Origin of the sequence: Photobacterium ganghwense (assembly GCF_017329545.1) — a bacterium.
In the GTDB taxonomy this organism is placed as follows: Bacteria; Pseudomonadota; Gammaproteobacteria; order Enterobacterales; family Vibrionaceae; genus Photobacterium; species Photobacterium ganghwense.
Genome location: NZ_CP071325.1, coordinates 3,089,111 through 3,106,315 on the forward strand (window position 1 = coordinate 3,089,111; position 17,205 = coordinate 3,106,315).

Genomic DNA, 17,205 nt, shown 5'->3' on the forward strand with positions numbered 1-17,205 from the left:
TTATGCCCCTCGCGGCAACCGCGGCGAGTGAGCGGAGGCTCCCAGCAGTATCAGGGGTAGCAACCGGGCGCAGCGCAGATTACAATAGCGCCTTGTTCTCATGGGGTGTCTGGCACCGTTCCGGACTGAGATTGCGGCAGCAAAACCCACAGAACCTGATCCAGTTAGCACTGGCGTAGGAATTGAGACCCCGATAGTTTGCCTTATCACGGCAGCATGAGGCTGCCAGCTCTCAACCCTGTGCCCCTAATTTCCCCTCTCTTGCCGGATGCAAGCGTATCAGGAGCGTACAGTGAATAAGCTACTACCTATTTTGACCCTTTCTCTCGCCGCGGGCACCGCCTGGGCCGATGACAACACCCTGACGGTATACACCTACAGCTCCTTTGCTTCGGAGTGGGGACCGGGACCGGCTGTGGAAAAAGCCTTTGAAGCCGAATGCGGCTGTAACCTGGAATTCGTGGCCCTGGATGACGGAGTATCAATCCTGAACCGGGTGCGTCTGGAAGGAAAAAACACCAAGGCCGATATTCTGCTGGGTCTGGATAACAACCTGATCAGCGAAGCCAAAAAAACCGGCCTGCTAGCCGAGCATCACCTGACCATGCCGGCACTGGCGCTGCCAACTGGCTGGCAAGACAGCACATTCGTGCCTTTTGATTATGGGTATTTTGCCTTTATCTACGACAGCAGCAAGCTGAAGAATCCGCCGAAAAGCCTTGATGAACTGGTTAAGCGTGACGATCTGAAGATCATCTATCAAGATCCACGCACCTCCACGCCGGGCCAGGGTCTGATGCTGTGGGTGAAATCAGTCTACGGTGACAAAGCCGGTGAAGCCTGGCAGCAGCTTGCCAAGAAAACCGTCACAGTCACCAAAGGCTGGTCAGAAGCCTACAGCATGTTCCTGAAAGGGGAATCTGATATGGTGCTGTCCTACACCACCTCGCCGGCTTATCACCTGATCGCGGAAAACGACGCCAAATACAAGGCCGCGGATTTCAGCGAAGGCCATTACATGCAAGTTGAAGTTGCCGCCAAGCTGAAGGGTAGCGATAACCAGAAGCTGGCCGATCAGTTCCTGGCCTTCATGCTGAGCGACACCTTCCAGCAGGTGATCCCAACCGGTAACTGGATGTACCCGGTCACCCAGCAAGCCCTGCCAGCAGGTTTTGAGCAGCTGACGCTGCCCGCTAAAGCGCTGGAATTCACGGCCGATGAGATCGCGACCCAGCGCCGCAGCTGGATCCGTGAATGGCAACACGCTCTGACTCAGTAAACAGGCACGTAATCTTGACACATCGCACCACCCCAATGCCCGGCCTGATCACGGCCGGGTTGATCAGCCTGTTAGTACTGGGCGCGCTGGGCGCCCTGATCAGCCAGGCCAGCGACCTGCAATTCACCAGCCTGTGGCAGGATCCGTATCTGCGCCATGTCACCCGCTTCTCCTTTTGGCAGGCGTTCCTGTCGACCCTGTTCAGCGTGCTGCCGGCCATTCCGGTCGCCTACGCCCTGTCCCGTCGCCGTTTTCCCGGCAAGGCTATGCTGCTCAGGCTATTTGCCATGACGCTGGTGTTGCCGGTATTGGTGGCGGTCTTTGGCCTGCTGGCGATTTACGGCAACAACGGCCTGCTCACCCAGTGGCTGGTGTCGCTGACCGGTGACAAGCCGTTCTCCATTTATGGTTTGCAGGGCATCCTGCTGGCCCACGTCTTCCTCAACCTACCGCTGGCCACCCGCCTGCTGCACCAGTGTCTGGAAGGCATTCCCTATGAACAGCATCAGCTGGCCAGCCACCTTGGCCTGTCGAGCTGGCAGAGTTTCCGTTTCGTTGCCTGGCCGCGTTTGCGCCAGCAGCTCCCCCATGCTGCCGGGCTGGTCTTTATGCTGTGCTTTACCAGTTTTGCGGTCATCATGGCACTGGGTGGCGGCCCCAAGGCCACAACCATTGAGCTGGCGATCTATCAGGCGCTGCGTTATGACTTCGATCTGGCTGGCGGAGCCCTGCTGGCACTGTGGCAAATGCTGCTGTGCTGCAGCCTGGTGCTGCTAACCCAGCGTCTGGCCAAGCCGCTGGCGACCTCCAGCCAGTCCACCGGAAAACCGCGTCCAGATGAGTTCGACAGCCTGGCCAGCAAGGTCTGGGACTGGTTCTGGCTCAGCCTGGTGTTGCTGCTGGTACTGCCACCGCTGCTGGCGGTGATCAGTGCCGGGCTGAACCCGCAAACCCTGACGTTGCTCCAGGATCCCTCACTGTGGCAGGCGATCAGCCACTCGCTGCAAATCGCCCTTGGCTCTTGCCTGCTGGCCCTGCTTGGCGGGATCGCCATTCTGCTGACCAGCCGCCAATGGCGATTGCATCGCGCCCGATGGCGGGCGGATGGCCTAGAGCTGATCGGCACCGTGATCTTGGTTACCCCGGGGCTGGTGATCAGCACCGGCCTGTTCCTGCTGCTGCGCCAGTTTACCGATGCCTTCGGGGCGGCATTCTGGGTGGTGGTTGCGGTCAACGCCCTGATGGCGCTACCGTATGTGCTGAAAACCCTGAGCCAGCCGATGCTTCATGTCGCCCAGCAGTATGATCCGCTGTGCCACAGCCTAGGCATGCACGGCCTGCGCCGTCTGCAGTTGGTCGAATGGCGCGCGCTGAAAAAACCGTTGTCGCAGGCAATGGCAATCGGCTTTGTCCTGTCGCTCGGTGATCTGAGCGCCATCGCCCTGTTCGGCAGTCAGGATTTCCAGACCCTGCCTCTCTATTTGCTGCACCTGCTGGGCAGCTACCAGATGGATGCTGCTGCGGTAGCAGCCCTGATCCTGTTACTCCTGAGCCTCGGGCTCTTTACGCTGGTTGAAAAACTGCTGATTCGGACACCTTCATGCTGACCCTGACCCAACTGAGCCACGCTTACACTGACCCGATGCACCGCGATCGCACGACCCAACTGTGCTTTGACTTGCAGGCTGACAAGGGAGATATCGTCGCCCTGCTCGGTCCGAGCGGGGCTGGCAAAAGTACCCTGCTGGCGATGGTTGCCGGTTTTCTTGAACCGGACAGCGGCAGCCTGACCATCGACGGCCAACCGGTTATCGGCGTCCCTCCAGCCCGGCGTCCGTTGTCGATCCTGTTTCAGGAGCACAACCTGTTCCCGCATCTGACGGTCTTTGAAAATATCGGTCTTGGCCTGCATCCCGGCCTTCAGCTCAGCCGAGAGGAAAAAGAGCAGGTCGTGATCGCGGCGGCCCGGGTCGGGTTACAGAGCTATCTCGATCGCCTGCCGGAACAGCTGTCCGGTGGCCAGCGCCAGCGGGTTGCGCTGGCACGCTGCCTGATCCGCCAACGGCCGCTGCTGCTGTTGGATGAGCCTTTCTCCGCCCTCGACCCGGCACTGCGCAACGACATGCTCCAGCTGGTCCAGAAACTGGCACGCGAGCAGCTCACCACCGTACTGATGGTCACGCACAGTCCGGAGGACGCACTGAAAATCGCGGATAAATGTGCCTTTATCGAACAGGGGGAAGTGCGGGTGTTTGGGCCTGCCCAACAAGTGCTGGGCAGGCCGGAAGATAAAAAACTGAAGCAGTATCTGGGCGTTTAGCCCATGCTGTGATGCTGGTTGCGGCCAGTAAGATCCGGCTGACAGGAGAACCGGTTTTCTCTGTGATATTCGCTCATAACCGGTTCATCCTTCGCTGTCAGGCAGCCAGCCCCTGCCACCGGCTCAGAGGTTTTCCTCAGCAAATTCAGCCAGGCGGCTACGGACAACGCCATTCAGATAAATGTTGGCACTGCCCTCAAAATTCTTGAATCGTTCAACGATATACGTCAGCCCTGAGGTCACGGGCGACAGGTAACTGGAGTCAATCTGTGCCAGGTTGCCCGAGCACACCAACTTGGTTCCTTCCCCACAACGGGTAATGATGGTCTTGATTTGTGAGGCGGAAAGGTTCTGGCACTCATCCAGCAGCACAAATGCATTCTGGATAGAGCGTCCCCGCATGAAGTTAATCGATTTAAACTGGATGTTGGCTTTGTCGTAGATGTATTTCATCGACCCATCGGTACAGACGTCGTTTTTATGCAACGCTTCCATGGTATCGGTGACCGCCGCCAGCCAAGGCAGCATTTTTTCTTCTTCGGTACCCGGCAGATAACCTATCGATTCGGCGATCTCCGGCGTGTTGCGGGTGACGATGATTTTGTCGTACATCCCTTTTTCAATGACCTGCTCCAGCGCAGAAGCTAGCGCCAGAATGGTTTTCCCGCAGCCCGCCGGGCCAGTCAGGATCACCAGATCAATACTCGGATCCATCAGTGCATCGAGCGCCATGCCCTGGTAGATGTTTTTCGGATGGATCCCCCACGCCTGACGGTGCATCAAGCGCTCACGGCCAATGTCTTTGAGGGTCACGCTGCCGTCTTCAATTTCCTGTACCCGTCCCGCAAAGTCGCTGTCCTTGTCCAGCAGATACTGATTGATAAATGGCGCTTCAAACAACTCGGCAGGTAAGGTATGCAGCGTCGAGCGGCCGCTTTTTTCCGAGTAGCACTCGCCCACTCGCTCCCAGAAGCTGCCGGGGAACTCATAGAACCCTTTGGTCAGCATCCGCACATCATCAATCAGTTGGTCTGAGCGGTAGTCGTCGACGAAATAAACCCCGGCACCTTTGGCCCGCAGCCGCATGTTGATGTCTTTGGTGATCAGTACCACTTCCCGTGGCGCGTAGTGGGATTGCAGGAACAGCACCCCGTTGAGAATCCGGTTGTCACCGGCCTTGTCGGCAAAGGCATGCACCGTTTCCGTGACTTCATAGTCGGCGAAGATAGCGATTTTGCCCAACGACTCGCCATGGCGGCTGATCGGGATCCCCTCGGCGATTTGTTCGGGGGTGGCATCGTGGAAAATGTCTTCCAGCGCCCGGATGGCGACTCGGGCGTCACGGGACACATCACGTTTGGTATCTTTGATCCGATCCAGTTCTTCCAGCACTGTCATCGGAATGACGACATCGTGTTCTTTGAATGAATAGATGGCGAGGGGTTCATGAAGCAGAATATTGGTATCAAGTACAAAGACTTTCCTTTCAACTTCATCCATAAGTACCTCCTTGGTAACAAATCGGCGGCAGTGATGCCGCATTGCGTCAGTCTCAGCCAAACAGCCTCTGACACTATTAAAGACCGGAGATAATGAAATAAATGTGACAGCCTCCTTATCCTCTTTTCTTCGAACTTTGACCGTGACCTTGCTCACGGCTTGCAGTAACATTACTCGCCTTTTTTACCGGTGCAGATTCTGGCTACACTTATATACCGATTGGCCGCGTTCGACAGCCGGCGTGTCACTTCATGGTTATTATATCTTTGAGTGTAGTCTATAAATGCTGAGGCATCGGCTTCGCATTCTCCTTAATTTCAAATAATTAGAAGGTTTTAACCACTATGCCATTTGCTTTGGGTCAACGTTGGATCAGTGATACTGAAAGTGATTTGGGTTTGGGAACCGTTGTTGCCCTGGATGCAAGAACGGTCACCCTGATGTTCTCGGCCAGCGAAGAGAACCGCCTCTACGCCCGCAGTGACGCCCCAGTGACCCGCGTAATGTTCAATGTCGGTGATGTGGTAGAAAGCCATGAGGGCTGGTCCCTTAATGTAACGCAGGTAGAGGAAGACCAGGGAGTCTTCACCTACGTGGGTACGCGCACCGATACCGGCGAAGAAAACGTCCAGCTGCGTGAGCTCCTCCTCAGCCACCAGATCCGTTTTAACAAACCGCAGGATAAACTGTTTGCCGGTCAGATTGACCGTATGGACCGTTTTGCCCTGCGTTACCGCGCCCTGAAAAACCAGTACGAACAGCACAAGAGCCCTTTGCGTGGCCTGTGCGGCATGCGTGCCGGTCTGATCCCGCATCAGCTGTACATTGCCCATGAAGTCGGCCGCCGTTACGCGCCGCGTGTCTTGCTGGCCGATGAAGTAGGTCTGGGTAAAACCATTGAAGCCGGGATGATCATCCACCAGCAAGTGCTGTCTGGCCGTGCCGAGCGTGTCCTGATTCTGGTACCGGAAACCCTGCAGCACCAGTGGCTGGTCGAGATGATGCGCCGGTTCAACCTGCATTTTTCCATTTTTGACGAAGAGCGCTGTGTCGAAGCCTTTGCCGATTCGGCTAACCCTTTTGATACGGCACAGCTGGTTCTTTGTTCTCTGGATTTTCTGCGCAAAAGCCGTCGCCGTTTCGAGCAGGCGCTGGACGCCGGCTGGGATCTGATGGTAGTCGATGAAGCGCACCACCTGGAGTGGAGCGAAGACAAGCCAAGCCGCCAGTACCAAGTGGTTGAAGCGCTGGCCGACAATACCCCTGGGGTACTGCTGCTGACCGCGACCCCGGAGCAACTGGGTCACGAAAGCCACTTTGCCCGTCTGCGCCTGCTGGATCCGGATCGCTTCTACGATTATGAATCTTTCGTGGAAGAAGAGCGCCAGTACGCCCCGGTGGCGGACGCAGTCTCGCGCCTGCTGTCGGGTGAGAAACTGGACAATGACGCCAAAAATGCCTTGGTCGAGCTGCTGCCGGAACAGGATATCGAGCCGATGCTGCGCATTCTGGAAGCCGGTGATATTGATGCCGAGCAACAGAACGTGGCCCGCCGCGAGCTGATCGACAACCTGATGGACCGTCACGGCACCGGCCGGGTTCTGTTCCGTAACACCCGTGCCGCCATCAAAGGCTTCCCGCAGCGTCACCTGAACATGTACCCGCTTGCGCTGCCGACCCAGTACCAGACGGCAATGCGCGTAGCCAGCATGATGGGCGGTGCCATGACCGACGAGCAGAAGGTCGCCAAGCTGCTGTACCCGGAAGATATCTATCAGGAGTTCGAAGGCGATTCGGCGACCTGGTGGCAGTTTGACCCACGGGTGAATTGGCTGCTGGACATGCTTAAAGCGAACCGTCAGGAGAAAGTCCTGGTGATCTGCTCCCGCGCCCAGACGGCACTGACACTGGAGCAGGCGCTGCGTGAGCGGGAAGGCATCCGTGCCACCGTGTTCCACGAAGGCATGTCGATCATTGAGCGTGACAAAGCCGCCGCCTACTTTGCTCAGGAAGAAGACGGGGCTCAGGTTCTGCTGTGTTCAGAAATCGGCTCGGAAGGCCGTAACTTCCAGTTTGCCAACCAACTGGTGATGTTCGACCTTCCGGGCAACCCGGATCTGCTGGAGCAGCGTATCGGTCGTCTTGACCGTATCGGGCAAAAACGCGATATCGAGATTCATATCCCGCACCTGCAGGGCACCTCGCAGGCACTGCTGGCACGCTGGTACAACGAAGGCCTGAATGCCTTTGAAGAAACCTGTCCGACCGGCCGGGCGATCTACGATGCCTTCAGCAACGATCTGATCACCCTGCTGGCCAGCGACAAGCCGGATGGCGAAGCCCTGGAAGCGCTGATTGAAAAGAGCGCCACCATGCACCAGACCCTGAAAGCCAAGCTGGAGCAAGGCCGCGACCGCCTGCTGGAAATCCACTCGAACGGCGGCGACAAAGCCCATGCGCTGGTTGACGAAATTGCTGCCAAAGACGGCGACACCAATCTGGTGACTTTCGCGCTTGGCCTGTTCGACACCATCGGCCTGAATCAGGAAGACAAGGGCGAAAATGCCATCGTGGTCACCCCATCAGAACACATGATGGTGGCGAGCTACCCGGGCCTGCCGTACGACGGTTGCACCATCACGTTTGACCGTGACACGGCTCTGGCACGTGAAGACATGCACTTCATCAGCTGGGAGCACCCGATGATTCAGGGCGGTATCGACCTGCTGCTGTCTGAAGGTGTCGGCACCACCGCCGTCTCGCTGCTGAAGAACAAAGCCCTGCCGGCCGGTACCCTGCTGCTGGAACTGGTCTACGTGGTGGATGCACAGGCACCGAAACAGTCCGGTATCGGCCGCTTCCTGCCACAAACTCCGATCCGTATCCTGCTGGATGCCAAGGGCAACAACCTGGCCGCCAACGTGGCGTTTGAAGGCTTTAACCGTCAGCTGAGCCCGGTCAACCGTCATTTGGGCAGCAAGCTGGTGAATTCAGTGCAAAAAGAGATCCACACCCTGATCGAATTTGCAGAGAAAGCCGTGGTGCAGGAGCTGGAAACCATCCGCCGTGATGCCCAGACCGACATGGAAACCCGTCTGCGCAGCGAACTGGATCGTCTGCAGGCCCTGAAAGCTGTCAACCCGAACATCCGTGACGACGAGCTGGACCAGATTGACAGCCAGATCAACGATCTGACCGGCTACATTGCCAAGGCTCAGGTACAGCTGGACTCGCTGCGCCTGATCGTGGTCAGCCACGGCTAATCTCAGCCGATTTCGTTCCCAGGCCGCCGGTGACCCCGGCGGCTTTTTTGTCTCCGCTCGACAACCATTGGGCGCACTCATCAAGTGTGCTATCATCGCCGCCCTTCTCCATCCCGATTGACCATAACACCAGGTTTCCGATGAGCAAACTGCCAGAGCTTGATTACAATCCGCCTAAAGATCCGTGGCTGGATATTCTCTACCTCGATGACGACATTATTGCGGTCAACAAGCCGTCTGGCCTGCTGTCCAATCCGGGACGAGATCCGGCCTTTCACGACAGCATTTATGCCCGGGTGCTGGCGGATTATCCGGACTCGCATATTATTCACCGGCTCGACATGGCCACCTCCGGCCTGATTGTACTGGCACTGAACAAGCACAGCGAACGTCAGCTCAAAGCCCAGTTCCGCGAGCGTCAGACCGAGAAGGTCTACTACGCCCGTACCTGGGGAGAAATTGCCCAGGACGAAGGCACCATTGATCTGCCGCTGATTTGTGACTGGCCAAACCGCCCGAAGCAGAAGGTCTGTTTTGAGGACGGCAAGCCGTCAGTCACCCATTATCAGGTGCTCCAGCGCAGCAATAACAGTTCACTGGTACGCCTGCGTCCGATAACCGGTCGCTCACACCAGCTGCGGGTTCACCTGCTGGCTATCGGCCACCCGATACTGGGCGACCGTTTTTATGCCGAGGAAGAAGCCCAGGCCATGGCCAACCGCCTGCAGCTCCACGCAGCCGAGCTGAACTTTTTCCATCCGCGCAGCGGCGAGCCGATGCACCTGTTCGCGCCATGTGATTTCTACCCGGACGCACCGCAGCGCACCCTTGCGCCGCTATCGTTTGATATCTGACGTTTGATATCTGACGTCTGATATCTGGCGTCGGGTATCTAACCGTCTGAGATCTGATTTCGGCACACAGGACTTGAGCCTGACGGGGAGGTTAGTGTTAACTAGCAGACACTAACCTCATTGGAAAAAGCCGAACGTATGGAAACCATAGTCTTTCTCGACAGGGATACGATTCCTGCCCACATTCATTTGCCACAACCCGTTTTTACCCATCTGTGGCAGGCTTTTCCAGCCACAGCCCCCGAGCAGGTGGTGCACCGGCTGCAAGACGCCACCATCGCCATCACCAACAAAGTCGTCCTCAGTGCCGATATCCTGCGCCAGCTGCCGCAACTGAAAATGATTGCAATCGCAGCGACCGGAACCAACAACGTCGATCTCGACTACTGCCGCGAGCATGGCATCGTAGTCAGCAATATCCGCGACTATGCCACCGATTCCGTCCCTGAACATGTTATTGCCCTGATGTTTGCCCTACGCCGAAACCTGCTGGGCTACCACCGTGATGTCCAGAACGGCGTCTGGCAGGAAAAGGGACAATTCTGCTTTTTTACCCATCCCATCGGCGATATCCGGGGTGCCACGCTGGGCGTGATTGGTGCCGGCAGCCTGGGTAAAACGGTGGCCGGGCTGGTGAAAAGTCTGGGCATGAAAGTGCTGTTTGCCGAGCACAAAGGTGCCGCGCAGTGCCGTCCCGGCTACACCCCTTTTCACGACGTACTGGCACAAGCCGATGTCATTACCCTGCACTGCCCGCTGAGCGATCACACCCGCAACCTGATCGGCCAGCCGGAACTGACACAGATGAAGCCCAGTGCCCTGCTGATCAATACCGGACGAGGTGGACTGGTTGACGAGCAGGCGCTGGTTGAGGCGCTGCAGGACGGGAAACTGGCCGGTGCCGGTATCGATGTCTTCACACAGGAACCAGCTCCGGCTGATAACCCACTAGTAGTAAGCAGCCACTTACCAAATCTGATTCTGACCCCGCATGTTGCCTGGGGATCCGACAGTGCGATTCAGACGCTGGCGAACCAGCTGATCGACAACATCACGGCCTTTGTTGAAGGTCGGCCACAGAATCAGGTGTAATTCAGGCGCCCACATGATCAAGAGGCCTATCGCGTCAGAAGCATTTCGCCTCGGGAGTGTCGGGCACCTTAATCAGCGGCACCAAACGTAAAGGACATCCAGCGCAACGGCCAGAACGGACAAGTAATCACAGCGGGAAACGAATCAGAATAAAGGAAAGGAAATCAGGCCGAACAACGGCGAAACGCACACGCAGCACTGCAGGAACAGCAGGGAAAGGTGAGCAGGTACTTACCATTGCAGTAAGTCCTGCTCAGACAGAGATGGCGACTATTTAAAGCCTTTGACCTTGCGGATCAAATCGTATGCCGCCTGCAGTTCCTGCGTCTTTTGCTTGGCCAGTTCCATCATCTCAGGCGGCAGCCCCTTGGCAGCCAGCTTATCCGGGTGATGTTCATTCATCAGTTTACGGTAAGCGCGTTTAAGCTCCTGCGATGTGGCCGTGTCTTTGACACCGAGCAGCTCGTAAGCATCTGCCAGCTGATCGCGGCTGGGTGCCTGCCGGAAACCGCCCTGCTGATACTGATGCTGGTATTGCCCCTGCTGAAAGCGGAACGCCGCTTCTTGCATGTGCAGACGTTGTTCCAACTGCTGCGGCGAGAACCCCAGCAGACGGGCGATAGTATGCAGCAACTGACGCTCGCTCGGATGCAGGTTACCGTCCGCAAACGCGGCCTGAATTTGTAACTCCAGGAAAAACTGCAGCAGATCAGCGCGGCCACCACTGCCCTGGCGTACCCGCATCAGGATGTCTTCCAGCGGGAAGTCTTCGGATTTCCCTTCGCGGAAGGCATCCTGAGCCTGACGGCGGGACTCGCCATGCAGTCCCATGCGGTCCATCAGCAGGCTGGCTACCCGGATTTCATCTTCTGTGACCCGGCCTTTGGCTTTGGCCACATGGCCCATAACCGCAAACGCGGCATGGAAGAACGCGGCCTGACGTTGGGTATTGCTGCCCTGACCGGCACCGAAACCACCAAAACCGCTGCCGTAATAAACATTTGCGCGAGCTTTATCGAACTTATGGCCTAAAAAAAGACCTAACAACAGACCAAACGGCCCACCAAGGAGGAAACCAAAAAATGCCCCTAAGATTTTGCCCCAAACCTGCATTCGCTACTCTCTGGTAATTTGCTAAATTTTTTATACTTGACCCGATACAATAACGCCAAAAGATGCTGTCGGGTAGAATTTGCATTATCATAGCTGGCATTTACCGGGAATGCTTGCCCAAACCCGGCCAGTAATCATCAATGCGCTAAAAACTTTTAATTACAGGAACGTTTAGTTAGATGTCATCCAACTCCCGCAGCTTATTGGCGACTCTGATCAGCCTGGCACTCTTCGGCCCGTCGATGACGTATGCCGACCCAGCGACTCATTCCGACACCAACGACAAATCTGCGGTCAGTGATGAAAACGATGAGCTGGCGATGGTACGTGGCGTTTGTCTGGACCCGAGCCAACGACCGGCAGACCCGAATAACGAACCGATCCGCGTCACGGCCGATCGGGCCGAGGCGGTCAACGAAGCCAGTGTCACCTACTCCGGTGATGTGGTCGTGCGCCAGGGCAACCGAACCGTCGCCGCCGACGTCGCGACGCTGCACCAGCCTGAAAACAAAGTCATCGCCGAGGGTAACGTCTACTTCCACGACGGTGCCATCGAAGTATATTCCGATCGGATCGAGAGCAACCTTGATACCGAAGACTCCCAGATGGACAACGCGGTCTACAACATGACCTGCGAAGCCGGTCGCGGTGAGGCCGAGCGTGTCACCAAAAACGGCATTTCCTACTACCGTCTTAAAAACGGCACTTACACCACCTGTCCGCCGGGCGACAAAAGTTGGCAGTTCTCCGCGACCAGTATCGAGCACGAAAATGACTCGCCGTTTGCCGATTTGTACAACGCCCGTTTTGAAGTCGCCGAAATTCCGGTGTTCTACCTGCCGTACCTACGTGTGCCTGTCGGCAAAGAGCGTCTGACCGGTTTCCTTTATCCGTCGGTCAGCTACGGCTCACGGGACGGTTTCGAGGTTGAGACGCCGTTCTACTGGAACATCGCGCCCAACTACGACATGACGATCACGCCGAAGTACATGATGAACCGTGGCCTGCAGCTCAATTCCAAGTTCCGTTACCTGACAGAACTGGGCTCCGGCAGCCTGAGCGGGGAATACCTTGGCGACGATAAAGACGCTCAGGATAACGATCACCGCTGGGCCTTTAACTGGTCGCATACCGGCATGTACAACGCCCACTGGCTGTTTAAGGTGGACTACAGCAAGGTCAGCGACCCGACTTATTTCTCGGATATCGATTCCAGTATCGGTAAACGTGAAGACAACAACCTGCTGCAGACGGGTGAAGTGTCGTACCGCGACTACAACTGGGATTCCACCCTGCGGGTGCGTAACTTCCAGCCGTTGACGCTTGGCGTGTCATCGAACTACAAGCTGATGCCACAACTGGAAGCTAACTACTACCAGACAGATATGCCATACGGTCTGGACTTCCACCTCAACGGCCATATCAGCCGCTTCGACAACGATGACCCGGATAAGCCAACGGCAGATCGGGTTCACCTCGAACCGACGCTGACCCTGCCGTACGCCACGCCGTGGTGGTCGGTGACCTCAGAAGCCAAACTGATGTACACCTATTACAATCAGGAATTCGACCCGAGCAGCCAGGAACTGATTGATAAAGGGCTGGAGCTGGAAGAAAGTGTGTCCCGCACCATCCCGAGTATCCGTCTGCACTCCGGCTTGTATCTGGAGCGCGATACCAGCTTCTGGGGCGATGGCTACACCCAGAGCCTGGAGCCGCAGGTACAGTACCTGTATGTGAAGGACGTGGATCAGTCCGGCATCTACGATGCGTATGACACCACCCTGATGCAGACCGACTTCTACGGCCTGTTCCGTGACAAGCGCTACTCGAGCGTGGACCGTATTGCTGCCGCGAACCAGTTCACGGTGGGGGCGAGTTCCCGCTTCTTTGACAGCGACTACGTCGAGCGCTTCAACATTTCCGTCGGCCAGATCTTCTACCTCAACAATGCCGGCCGGAACCTGCAGAGCAGCAATGAGTCATCACCGAACTACTCCGCCACCGCGTTGGAGTCCGATTTCAACTATGACGACTGGCTGTTCTTCCACGGTGGCCTGCAATACGATGCCAGCAAGAAAGATCTTCAGTTTGCCAACGGGGCAATCGAATACCGTGAAGGCGCGGTCTTCAGCCAGCTGAACTACCGCTTCATCTCGAAAGAGTACCTGCTGGATAACATCCTGGATGAAGATCAGCTGAACCGCTACACCAAAGACGGTATCTCCCAGCTGGGCTTCTCCACCGGGTTCCCGATTTATGATGGCGTGACGCTGCGCGGTGACTACTACCACGACCTGAACGAAAACCAGATGCTGGAAGGCCAGATCAGCCTGAACTTCCGCACCGCCTGCTGGATGATCAGCCTGGGTTACAACGAGTACCTGAAAACCCGTGCTGACGTGACCCGCGATGCCGCGGAATACGAGCAGAACTTCAGTATTTCGTTCAGCCTGATCGGCTTGGCCGGTGCGCCGGCGCTGGGCTCTGTTGGTAACAGCAACGCCATCAGCTATGGCCGCCCTTTCTATCTGAATAATTAAGAGACCAGCACCGGAAAGCCCGCTTTCCGGTGCCCAGACAACGCGCCCCGGCGCAACATGGATAAGATTATGAAAAATTGGAAGTCTAGCCTGCTAGGAATGGCGCTATTGGGCCTTTCGGCAGGCAGTTTTGCTGCCCCTCAGGAGCTTGACCGGGTAGTGACCATCGTCAACAACAACGTGATCCTGCAGAGCGATGTCAACAGCATGCTCAAAACCGTGCGCATGAATGCCGCCGGCCAGAATCAGCCGCTGCCGTCAGACACGGTTCTGAAAGATCAGATCATGGAAAAACTGATCATCGAAACCCTGCAGCTGCAACAGGCCGATCAGTTCGGGATCCGTATCGACGATACCCGCCTGGATCAGGCGATTGCCCAGCTGGCAGCCGAGCGTCAGATGAGCATTCCGCAACTACAACAGGAACTGGCCAGCTTCGGGATCAGCTACCCGGAATTTCGCGAGCAGATGCGCCGCGACCTGACAGCCAGCGAGGCTCGCACCATTCAGGTACGCCGCCGCATCAATATCCTGCCGCAGGAAGTCGATACCCTGGCAGAGCAGTTGAGCCAGCATGAACAACAGGGTACCCGCTATAATATCAGTCATATCCAGCTGCGCCTTGAAGAAGGGGCCAGTGCGGCCGAGCGCGACCAAGTCGCCAAAGCGGCTCAGGATCTGGTCAACCAACTCAAGAGCGGAGCCGACTTTGCCAACCTCGCTTACAGCTACTCCAAAGGGCCAAAAGCCCTGCAGGGCGGTGCCTGGGGCTGGATGCGCAAAGAAGAGATGCCGACGATCTTTGCCGATCAGATCGACTCTCAGGGCAACGGAGCCATTATCGGTCCGTTCCGCAGCGGAGTGGGCTACCACATCCTGAAAGTGAATCAGGTTGAAGGGCTGGAGACAGTGTCCGTCACCGAAGTGAATGCCCGCCATATTCTGGTCAAAACGTCAGTGATCCTGAGTGACGATGCCGCGAAGAAACAGCTGATGGAAGCCCGTCGTGCCATCATGGCCGGCGAGCGCAACTTTGCTGATGTGGCACAGTCAATGAGTGCTGACCCGGGCTCAGCGGTGAACGGCGGCGATCTGGGCTGGCAAACGCCGGATGTCTATGTCCCTGAGTTTAAAGACAAGGTTGAGAACCTGCCAAAAGGCAACATCAGTGAGCCGTTCAAAACCGTCCATGGCTGGCACATTGTCGAGGTACTGGATCGCCGTAATGTCGACCGTACTGACGCTGCGGTGAAGAACCGTGCATACCGCATCCTGTTCAGCCGCAAGTTTAATGAAGAAGCTCAGGCCTGGCTGCAGGAACTGCGTGCCGGTGCCTTTATCGAAAAACCGGAATACGCTAATGACCAAGGTTAAACGCATTGCCATCACGCCCGGCGAACCCGCTGGGATTGGCCCGGATCTGGTACTGGCGCTGGTTCAGCAGAACTGGCCCCACCAGCTTGTCATTTGTGCTAACGCCCAGCTTATGGTAGAACGTGCAGCCCAGCTTGGCCTGCCGGTGTCCGTGATTGATTATGATCCGGCACAGACGCCAGTGCCGCATCAGGCGGGTACCATCGTGGTGGCTAACCACGACCTGGCCGCGCCGGTCGTGGCTGGGCAACTGGACGAGCGCAATGGTCACTATGTCCTGAATACCCTGACCCAGGCCGCCGAAGGCTGCCTGAGCGGTGAGTTTGCCGCGGTCGTCACCGGCCCGGTGCACAAGGGGGTGATTAACCGTGCAGGAGTCTCCTTCAGCGGTCACACCGAGTTTTTTGCGCAGCAGGCTGACACCGCACAGGTTGTCATGATGCTGGCAACAGAAGGACTGCGAGTTGCTCTGGTGACGACGCATATACCTCTGTCCTGCGTGTCGAAAGCCATCACCGCAGAGCGCCTGCAGCAGGTCATCCGGATTCTGCATGCCGATCTGGTCAGCAAATTCGGTATCGACCAGCCGAAAATTTACGTATGCGGCCTGAACCCGCATGCCGGTGAAGACGGCTGTCTGGGCACCGAGGAGATCGATGTGATCAACCCGGCGCTGGAGCAACTTCGCCAACATGAAGGCATGGATCTGATCGGCCCGTTACCGGCTGACACCATCTTTCAGGAAAAATATCTGGCCGATGCCGACACGGTGCTGGCCATGTATCACGATCAAGGGCTGCCAGTGCTGAAATACAAAGGCTTTGGTAAATCTGTCAACATTACGTTAGGCCTGCCCTTCATCAGAACTTCAGTAGATCATGGTACCGCACTGGAACTTGCCGGTACCGGACAGGCGGACACCGGTAGCCTTTGGACAGCGCTATCGCACGCCCTTGAATTGGTAGAAAAGAACAAACATGAGCAGCGATAATGTTCACCTAGGCCACCGCGCCCGAAAACGCTTTGGTCAGAACTTCCTGAACGACCCTTACATCATTGACGGCATTGTGTCGGCCATTAACCCACTTCCGGGGCAGAACCTGGTTGAGATCGGCCCGGGTCTGGGCGCCCTGACAGAGCCAGTTGGCAAGCAGGTGGACAAGTTCACTGTCATTGAGCTTGACCGCGACTTGGCGGAGCGTCTGCGCCACCATCCGGATCTGGCCGCTAAGCTGACCATCCATGAAGGCGATGCCATGCGCTTCGACTTCACTCAGCTGATCAAAGAAAACAACAAGCTGCGTATTTTCGGTAACCTGCCGTACAACATCTCCACGCCGCTGATGTTCCACCTGTTCACTTTCCACCAGCATGTGCAGGATATGCACTTCATGCTGCAGAAAGAAGTAGTCAACCGTCTGGCTGCCGGACCGGGCAGCAAAGCTTATGGCCGCCTGACCGTCATGGCGCAGTACTACTGTAGAGTGATGCCGGTACTGGAAGTACCACCGTCAGCCTTTAAACCGGCCCCGAAAGTGGATTCTGCTGTTGTCCGCCTGACACCGTACGAAACACTGCCACATCCGTGTACTAACCTTAAATGGCTGGACCGTGTCTGCCGTGAAGGGTTCAACCAGCGACGTAAGACCGTGCGTAACTGTTACAAAGCACTGCTGACAGAAGAGCAACTGGTCGAGCTGGGTGTCAATCCGGGCACACGCCCTGAAAACCTGACTCTGGAACAATTTGTTGCCATGGCCAACTGGCTGGATGCCAATCACAAGGCCAGTTAAGCCACTGCCTACCACATGTTGATCGCTCGGGGAAGCAGGCGCTGCGTCTGCTCCCCCGCCAAGAAAGGATGCAT

The 17,205-nt window shown here is 56.8% G+C and carries 13 protein-coding genes and 1 riboswitch; of the genes, 10 read left to right on the plus strand and 3 right to left on the minus strand.

The features are described from left to right. Window positions 1-91 precede the first annotated feature (91 nt). Window positions 92-200: riboswitch (TPP riboswitch) on the plus strand. Window positions 201-268: 68 nt separating this feature from the next. From thiB to thiQ, 3 genes are read left to right on the plus strand one after another with little or no spacing between them, the layout of a single operon-like run. Continuing rightward, entirely contained in the window at window positions 269-1,279 is a 1,011-nt protein-coding gene (thiB, locus tag FH974_RS13910; protein ID WP_047883693.1) for a thiamine ABC transporter substrate binding subunit, read from the plus strand. 35 nt (window positions 1,280-1,314) lie between these two features. Then, window positions 1,315-2,886, plus strand: a complete 1,572-nt coding sequence (gene thiP / locus FH974_RS13915) for a thiamine/thiamine pyrophosphate ABC transporter permease ThiP (RefSeq protein ID WP_207103721.1) — start codon at window positions 1,315-1,317, stop codon at window positions 2,884-2,886. Further along, entirely contained in the window at window positions 2,880-3,599 is a 720-nt protein-coding gene (gene thiQ, locus FH974_RS13920; RefSeq protein WP_084712447.1) for a thiamine ABC transporter ATP-binding protein, read from the plus strand. Before thiP ends, thiQ begins: the two co-directional genes overlap by 7 nt. Window positions 3,600-3,722: 123 nt before the next feature. On the opposite strand, the gene FH974_RS13925 is transcribed toward thiQ, so the two are convergent. Next, complete coding sequence (locus FH974_RS13925; protein ID WP_047883691.1) at window positions 3,723-5,099, minus strand: PhoH family protein; 1,377 nt, start codon at window positions 5,097-5,099, stop codon at window positions 3,723-3,725. A 344-nt stretch (window positions 5,100-5,443) separates the two neighbouring features. Between FH974_RS13925 and rapA the strand changes: the two genes are divergently transcribed. Continuing rightward, window positions 5,444-8,362 carry an RNA polymerase-associated protein RapA gene (gene rapA / locus FH974_RS13930; protein ID WP_207103359.1) on the plus strand — a complete coding sequence of 973 codons (2,919 nt, stop codon included), beginning with the start codon at window positions 5,444-5,446 and terminating at the stop codon, window positions 8,360-8,362. Here the strand turns inward: rapA and FH974_RS13935 are convergent. Continuing rightward, window positions 8,349-8,492, minus strand: a complete 144-nt coding sequence (locus tag FH974_RS13935; RefSeq protein WP_157038301.1) for a hypothetical protein — start codon at window positions 8,490-8,492, stop codon at window positions 8,349-8,351. The two genes, rapA and FH974_RS13935, sit on opposite strands and share 14 nt — an antisense overlap. Window positions 8,493-8,502: 10 nt before the next feature. Between FH974_RS13935 and rluA the strand changes: the two genes are divergently transcribed. Together rluA and FH974_RS13945 are read left to right on the plus strand one after the other, a co-directional pair. Beyond that, window positions 8,503-9,216, plus strand: coding sequence for a bifunctional tRNA pseudouridine(32) synthase/23S rRNA pseudouridine(746) synthase RluA (rluA, locus tag FH974_RS13940; protein ID WP_047883689.1), 714 nt, complete (start codon window positions 8,503-8,505; stop codon window positions 9,214-9,216). Window positions 9,217-9,354: 138 nt separating this feature from the next. Beyond that, window positions 9,355-10,308, plus strand: a complete 954-nt coding sequence (locus FH974_RS13945; RefSeq protein WP_207103360.1) for a D-2-hydroxyacid dehydrogenase — start codon at window positions 9,355-9,357, stop codon at window positions 10,306-10,308. A gap of 270 nt (window positions 10,309-10,578) precedes the next feature. On the opposite strand, the gene djlA is transcribed toward FH974_RS13945, so the two are convergent. Beyond that, on the minus strand, window positions 10,579-11,421 hold the full coding sequence (djlA, locus tag FH974_RS13950; RefSeq protein ID WP_047883687.1) for a co-chaperone DjlA: 843 nt from the start codon (window positions 11,419-11,421) through the stop codon (window positions 10,579-10,581). Window positions 11,422-11,600: 179 nt separating this feature from the next. Here djlA and lptD point away from each other — a divergent pair, with 179 nt between their 5' ends. From lptD to rsmA, 4 genes are all read left to right on the plus strand, one after another. Beyond that, window positions 11,601-13,964 (plus strand): LPS assembly protein LptD, encoded by a 2,364-nt coding sequence (gene lptD / locus FH974_RS13955; protein WP_047883686.1) that lies wholly within the window; start codon window positions 11,601-11,603, stop codon window positions 13,962-13,964. Between the two features lie 69 nt (window positions 13,965-14,033). Further along, complete coding sequence (surA, locus tag FH974_RS13960; protein ID WP_047883685.1) at window positions 14,034-15,338, plus strand: peptidylprolyl isomerase SurA; 1,305 nt, start codon at window positions 14,034-14,036, stop codon at window positions 15,336-15,338. Then, window positions 15,325-16,329, plus strand: coding sequence for a 4-hydroxythreonine-4-phosphate dehydrogenase PdxA (gene pdxA / locus FH974_RS13965; protein ID WP_047883684.1), 1,005 nt, complete (start codon window positions 15,325-15,327; stop codon window positions 16,327-16,329). The genes surA and pdxA overlap by 14 nt, the downstream gene beginning before the upstream one ends. Next, window positions 16,316-17,131, plus strand: a complete 816-nt coding sequence (gene rsmA, locus FH974_RS13970) for a 16S rRNA (adenine(1518)-N(6)/adenine(1519)-N(6))-dimethyltransferase RsmA (RefSeq protein WP_047883683.1) — start codon at window positions 16,316-16,318, stop codon at window positions 17,129-17,131. The genes pdxA and rsmA overlap by 14 nt, the downstream gene beginning before the upstream one ends. The last annotated feature ends 74 nt before the right edge of the window (window positions 17,132-17,205 follow it).